Source organism: Paenibacillus sp. N119s, from assembly GCF_059447605.1.
Genome location: NZ_JCAJRU010000287.1, coordinates 1 through 5,579, shown reverse-complemented (window position 1 = coordinate 5,579; position 5,579 = coordinate 1). Strand labels below are relative to the sequence as shown.

At 46.4% G+C, this 5,579-nt stretch carries 3 protein-coding genes; all 3 read right to left on the bottom strand.

Annotated elements, in window-relative coordinates; translation table 11 throughout:
* Positions 1-369 precede the first annotated feature (369 nt).
* A complete protein-coding gene (gene ligA, locus AC5V8P_RS22860; RefSeq protein ID WP_064795784.1) occupies positions 370-2,385 on the bottom strand; it encodes an NAD-dependent DNA ligase LigA in 2,016 nt (671 codons plus the stop codon).
* An 87-nt stretch (positions 2,386-2,472) separates the two neighbouring features.
* Entirely contained in the window at positions 2,473-4,797 is a 2,325-nt protein-coding gene (pcrA, locus tag AC5V8P_RS22855; protein ID WP_064795785.1) for a DNA helicase PcrA, read from the bottom strand.
* A gap of 35 nt (positions 4,798-4,832) precedes the next feature.
* A complete protein-coding gene (gene pcrB / locus AC5V8P_RS22850; protein WP_495473894.1) occupies positions 4,833-5,525 on the bottom strand; it encodes a heptaprenylglyceryl phosphate synthase in 693 nt (230 codons plus the stop codon).
* Positions 5,526-5,579: the final 54 nt, after the last annotated feature.

Sequence of the window (5,579 nt, the reverse complement as noted above, 5' to 3'; positions counted from 1 at the left end):
CGAAGTTGGTTTACAGAAAGAGCGATTAGCTCATTTTTAATGCTAGCGATTCTTCTTCATAAAAGAAGTAATCTTTATTTCATCATCCATTTGTTCAGTTTTCAAAGAACTTGTCTGTCCTCGTTTCATTTAACGAGCCAGGAATCAGATCATAACATGTTAGTCGCTTTCTTGTCAAATCTTTTTTTGATTGTCTTATCAGCAACCTCGCTTCAAGAAATACTATTCTCAAAGCAACGTCTAATAATATATCATGCCTAAAGTTAATTAGCAAGCACTTTTTATATTCTTTGTTCTTTACTACATAACAGATAATAAGGGCAGCCACTCCGCTCTGGAACGGAATGACTGCCCTTATTGCAAAACTATTTATTCTTGTTCTAATAGTCTGATGAATTCGTCTTCATCTTCTATGGTGGCGATCCCGAGTTGTTGTGCTTTAGCCAGCTTGCTCCCAGCCTTTTCACCAGCGATGACTAGATCCGTCTTTTTGGATACAGATCCGGCAACTTTGGCTCCCAGCGCCTCCAGCCTGGATGCAGCTTCATCACGCGTAAGCTGATGCAAGGTACCTGTGAGCACAACCGTTTTGCCGCTGAAAAAGCTATCTGTCTTCTTCACCTGTGGAGCTTCTGGAGCCTGAGCTTTCACCCCTAGAGACAGCATCTTTTCAATTCCCGCTTGAGTAAATGGATCGGCAAAGAATGCAACAATGCTTTCTGCGACAATCCCACCTACATCCGGCAGTTCTATCAGTTCATCCACCGTAGCGGACATCGTTTTGTGCAAATCACGATAGTGTTCTGCCAACATGCGTGTCGTCGCTTTACCAGTGTTCGGTATGCCCAGAGCATAAAGGAAAGAAGCCAAATCTCTCTCCTTACTCTTTTCAAGTGCCGCCAAGAGGTTATTGGCCTTTTTCTCACCAAACCGTTCCAGCTTCACGAGATCATCATATTTCAATGTATACAGATCTGCAGGTTCACGAACTCCCAGTTCATCATGCAGTTGGATAGCTGTTTTGTCACTGAATGTCTCGATATCCATAGCATCACGTGAAGCAAAATGGGAAATGCGGGCCACAATTTGTGGTTTACAACCGAGCTTATTGTCGCAAAATAAATGGGCGCCACGCTGCTGCAGCGGAAACCCACAAGCTGGGCAGTGATCTGGTACAACAATTTCCTCCCCGTCGTTCTCAGATGTTACTTTTCCTAAAATCTCCGGAATGACATCGTTTGAGCGACGAATAAACACCCGTGCCCCCAAAGCAAACTTCAGGTTTTTACGTTCGATGTCACCAGCATTGTTCAGCGTACAATTTTGTACAGTGACTCCCGCCAGCTCTACTGGTTCTACTCTTGCCAGTGGAGTGATCTTCCCCGTTCTACCTACATTCCACTCGACCGAGTTAAGAACGGTAGTCGTTTCCTCTGCTTCGAACTTATAGGCCACCGCCCAGCGCGGGAATTTATCGGTATAACCAAGAACCTCACGCGTGCGCATATCTGTAATTTTCAATACTGCTCCATCAATGAGATAGTCCAATCCCGCACGGGATTCTTCGATCTCAGTCAACTGCTCCATTACATCATCAAAGTTATCAAAGTAAGTCAGGTATGGATTTACCTTAAAATGATTTTCACGCAGGAAAGTCATCATCTCCTGGTGACTGTTAAACTGAATACGATCCGCATAGCCCACATTGTAGAAAAAAGCATTCAAACGCCGCTCTGCTGTTACTTTGGGATTCAGGTTACGTAAAGCCCCAGCTGCGGCGTTCCGCGCATTTTTAAGAGGTTCTGCAGCAGTCTCATTATATTGGGACAGTACAGAGAGATTCATGATTCCTTCTCCCTGTACTTCAATAGTTCCATTTTTAAAAGGTATGGTAAGCGGCACGGATTTAATCGTTTTCACCTGTGCCAGTATCCCCTCACCTACTACACCATTACCGCGGGTAGAAGCCTGCACCAGCTGTCCATCCGTATACGTCAGGTTCAGCGTCAATCCATCAAATTTTAATTCTATCGCATAGCCTGGAGATGGCAAAGGCTGCTCCGGGTTTTTGGTATTGTAATCATTGACCAGCTTCACGACACGCGCATTCCATGCACGTAGCTGCTCCATATTCTGAGCTTTATCAAGACTCCATAATGGGGCGAGATGGCGATGCGGTGTAAAACCCTTGAGGATCTCCCCGCCCACACGCTGTGTTGGCGAATCCGGCAGCACAAGCCCGCTGGCCTGTTCAAGCGCTACCAGTTCGTCATAAAGCACATCATATTCTTTGTCGCTGATCTGGGGCTCATCCAATGTATAGTAGTGATAGTTATATGTGTTCAGTTCAGCAACAAGCTGCTCCATTCTGTGCATTGGATTCATGCAGGCGTATCCCTCCGGGAACTTCATTAGGGCAGAGGCCTATGCCAAGCTGCCCTATGAGGTTCGAGATTTAATGATATTTTAAATTTATTCTACTTTTGTAATCGGCGCAAAGCCAGCCAACAGACGTTTAACCCCTACCGGAGCCGGGAAAGCAATTTGAAGCTCCATATCATTGCCTGTCCCTTTTACAGCTACGATAGTTCCAATTCCCCATTTGCCATGCTGTACCTTGTCTCCGGCAGCAAAAATGGATGGACCTCCTGTCGAAGCAGTCGGAGCTGGTCTTGAGGGTGAAGACGTGGTTACTGTGACGCGAGGCGCTGCGGAAGCAGACGAGCCACTACGGCTCATCATATCAAATGAACGTTCTCCGCCAAAGTTGCTGCTGCCACCTTTGCCTAGTCCGCGACCACCATAAGATCCACCTACATTGCCTGAACGACGGTAGCGGTCACGCTTGATGATCGTATCCTCTTTTAACTCATCCGGAATCTCTTCGAGAAAGCGGGAAGGCGGGTTAGCTGTGGTGCGTCCAAACAGAGTGCGCATCTGTGCGCATGTGAGGAACAACTGCTCCTCGGCACGGGTAATCCCGACATACGCCAATCTGCGCTCTTCCTCCAGCTCTTCATTGTCCAAAAAGGCCCTGCTGTGAGGGAATACCCCCTCCTCCATACCAACGATAAATACGATAGGAAACTCCAGTCCTTTGGCGCTATGCATGGTCATTAATACAACTGCATCACTCTGTTCCTCTTCATCATCATTCATGGAGTCAATATCGGCAATCAGGGCAAGATCGGTCAGGAAGGAGACGAGCGACTTGTCTTCCGTCCCTTTTTCAAATTCCATGGTTACCGACAGAAACTCATCAATATTCTCCAAACGCGAGCGGGACTCAAGTGTATTCTCGTTTTGCAGTTCCAATCGATATTGGGTGGTTTCCAGCATTTTTTCGGTCAACTCAGTCACTGACAGGTAATCTACCATCCGACTTAAACCTTCAATCATATCGTAAAACTCTACAAGTGCATTGCGTGTGCGCCCAGCAAAGCCCAAATCATCTACCACTTGAAGCACACGGAAAATTGAAACTCCGCGTTCTGCCGCGGCTGCCTGTAATTTACCGACGGTTGTGTCGCCAATGCTTCGTTTGGGCACATTAATGATTCGTGTCAGGCTGATATCGTCGTCAGGATTGGACAGTAGACGTAGATATGCCAGCAAATCCTTAATCTCTTTACGATCATAGAACTTGATTCCGCCCACGATTTGATAAGGAATATCTGATTTAATCAAAATTTCCTCGACAACCCGTGACTGAGCATTTGTACGATACAAAATAGCATGATGGCTATAGGTTTTGCCTGCCTTAATATTTTTATGAATTTCTGAGGCGATAAAGTAGCCCTCGTCATGCTCGGAGTCAGCACGGTAAACCTTAATCTTGGCTCCGCCTTCTTTGTCGGTCCATAGTTTTTTCGGCTTACGGCCGGTATTTTGACCAATGACCTCGTTGGCTGCATTAAGAATATTTGAAGTGGAACGGTAGTTCTGCTCCAGCAAAATTGTACGTGCCTCCGGGTAATCTTCTTCAAAGTTCAAAATGTTGCTAATATCTGCTCCCCGCCACCGATAGATGGATTGGTCACTGTCACCTACAACGCATAGCCGGTGATGCTTGTCAGCCAGCATTTTACACAGCATGTACTGCGCACGGTTCGTATCCTGATATTCATCAACATGAATGTATTGAAATTTCTTCTGGTAGAAATCAAGCACCTCAGGAACTTCTTTAAAGAGCTGAATCGTTGCCATGATCAAATCATCAAAATCAAGAGAGTTGTTACTTTTGAGCCGTTGTTGGTACTTGGCATATACCTTCGCCACAATGCCTTCAAAATAATCGCCAATCTTGCGTTCATACATTTCGGGAGTGACCAGCTCATTTTTTGCCGTACTCATCATAGACTGAACCGCTTTGGGTTCAAACTTCTTGGTATCTATATTTAGATCCTTCATGCAGCTCCGAATGACAGACAACTGATCCGTAGAATCCAAGATGCTGAAATTGGAGGTGAATCCAATCCGCTCGATATCCCGGCGTAAAATACGCACACACATGGAGTGAAAGGTGGATACCCACACATCTCTCCCCTGCGGACCAATCAGCTTGGATACGCGATCCTGCATTTCACGCGCGGCCTTGTTCGTAAAAGTAATCGCCAAAATCCCCCATGGGGCCGTCTTGCGAGTCGCGATGAGGTAAGCTATTCGGTGCGTAAGCACCCGTGTCTTACCACTGCCCGCGCCAGCCATAATCAGCAGCGGACCATCTACCGCCTCCACAGCCTGACGCTGAGGCTGATTAAGGCGAGCTACCGCCTCGTGTATATCTATTGATTGCATGCGTGCATGCTCCTTTCCCTAAGCTATCATAAAATTTACACTCTATCCTTCACAGCTACCGTCTCCAGTGCTTTCGCCAAGTCACGATAAATAATGTTTCCTACTACAATGGTGTCACAAACAGCTGCTGCTTGTAACGCGGTAGATTTATCCACGATGCCTCCTCCGTATAGGACACGGGACCGTTCCGTACCGCGATGTATCTTTTGTACCATCTCCATATCTCCAAAGACACCGCTATATTCCACATATATAATCGGCAGCTGCATAAGCTTGTCAGCAATCTGTGCATATGAAGCAGCAGCAGAGGCACTCAGCGAAGTATTTGCACTGGTAAGCTTAGCGACGGTGGAATCACCGTTCAAAACAATATATCCTTCCGTCACAAGCAAATCCCAAGGGATCATATAACCAAATTGCTCAATCGCACGTTGGTGCTGACCTATAACCCAATTACTGTCAGTGGTATTCAACACCATGGGAATCATATATAGATCAAACCCCGGCACCACAGCTTCCAAATCGGATACCTCAAGCACACACGGCACCTCATAACGTCGAACCCGTGATAGCAAATCCACCGTATTTTCATAGGTTACGCCCGATGAACCTCCGATCATAATGGCGTCCGTACCAGACATACACACGGCATCAAGCGTCTCATCATTCAGTTCTTTGTCAGGATCTAGCTTAAATACATGCCTCCAAGATTGAATTGAATCTGCCAACACACATTCCTCCAGCATCCATTGCTTTTGTCATCATCCAGACGAGCCGAATTC

Coding starts and splice junctions, on each gene's coding strand:
- ligA (WP_064795784.1), bottom strand. CDS start 2,385: ATGAATCCAATGCACAGAATGGAGCAGCTTGTTGCTGAACTGAACACA.
- pcrA (WP_064795785.1), bottom strand. CDS start 4,797: ATGCAATCAATAGATATACACGAGGCGGTAGCTCGCCTTAATCAGCCT.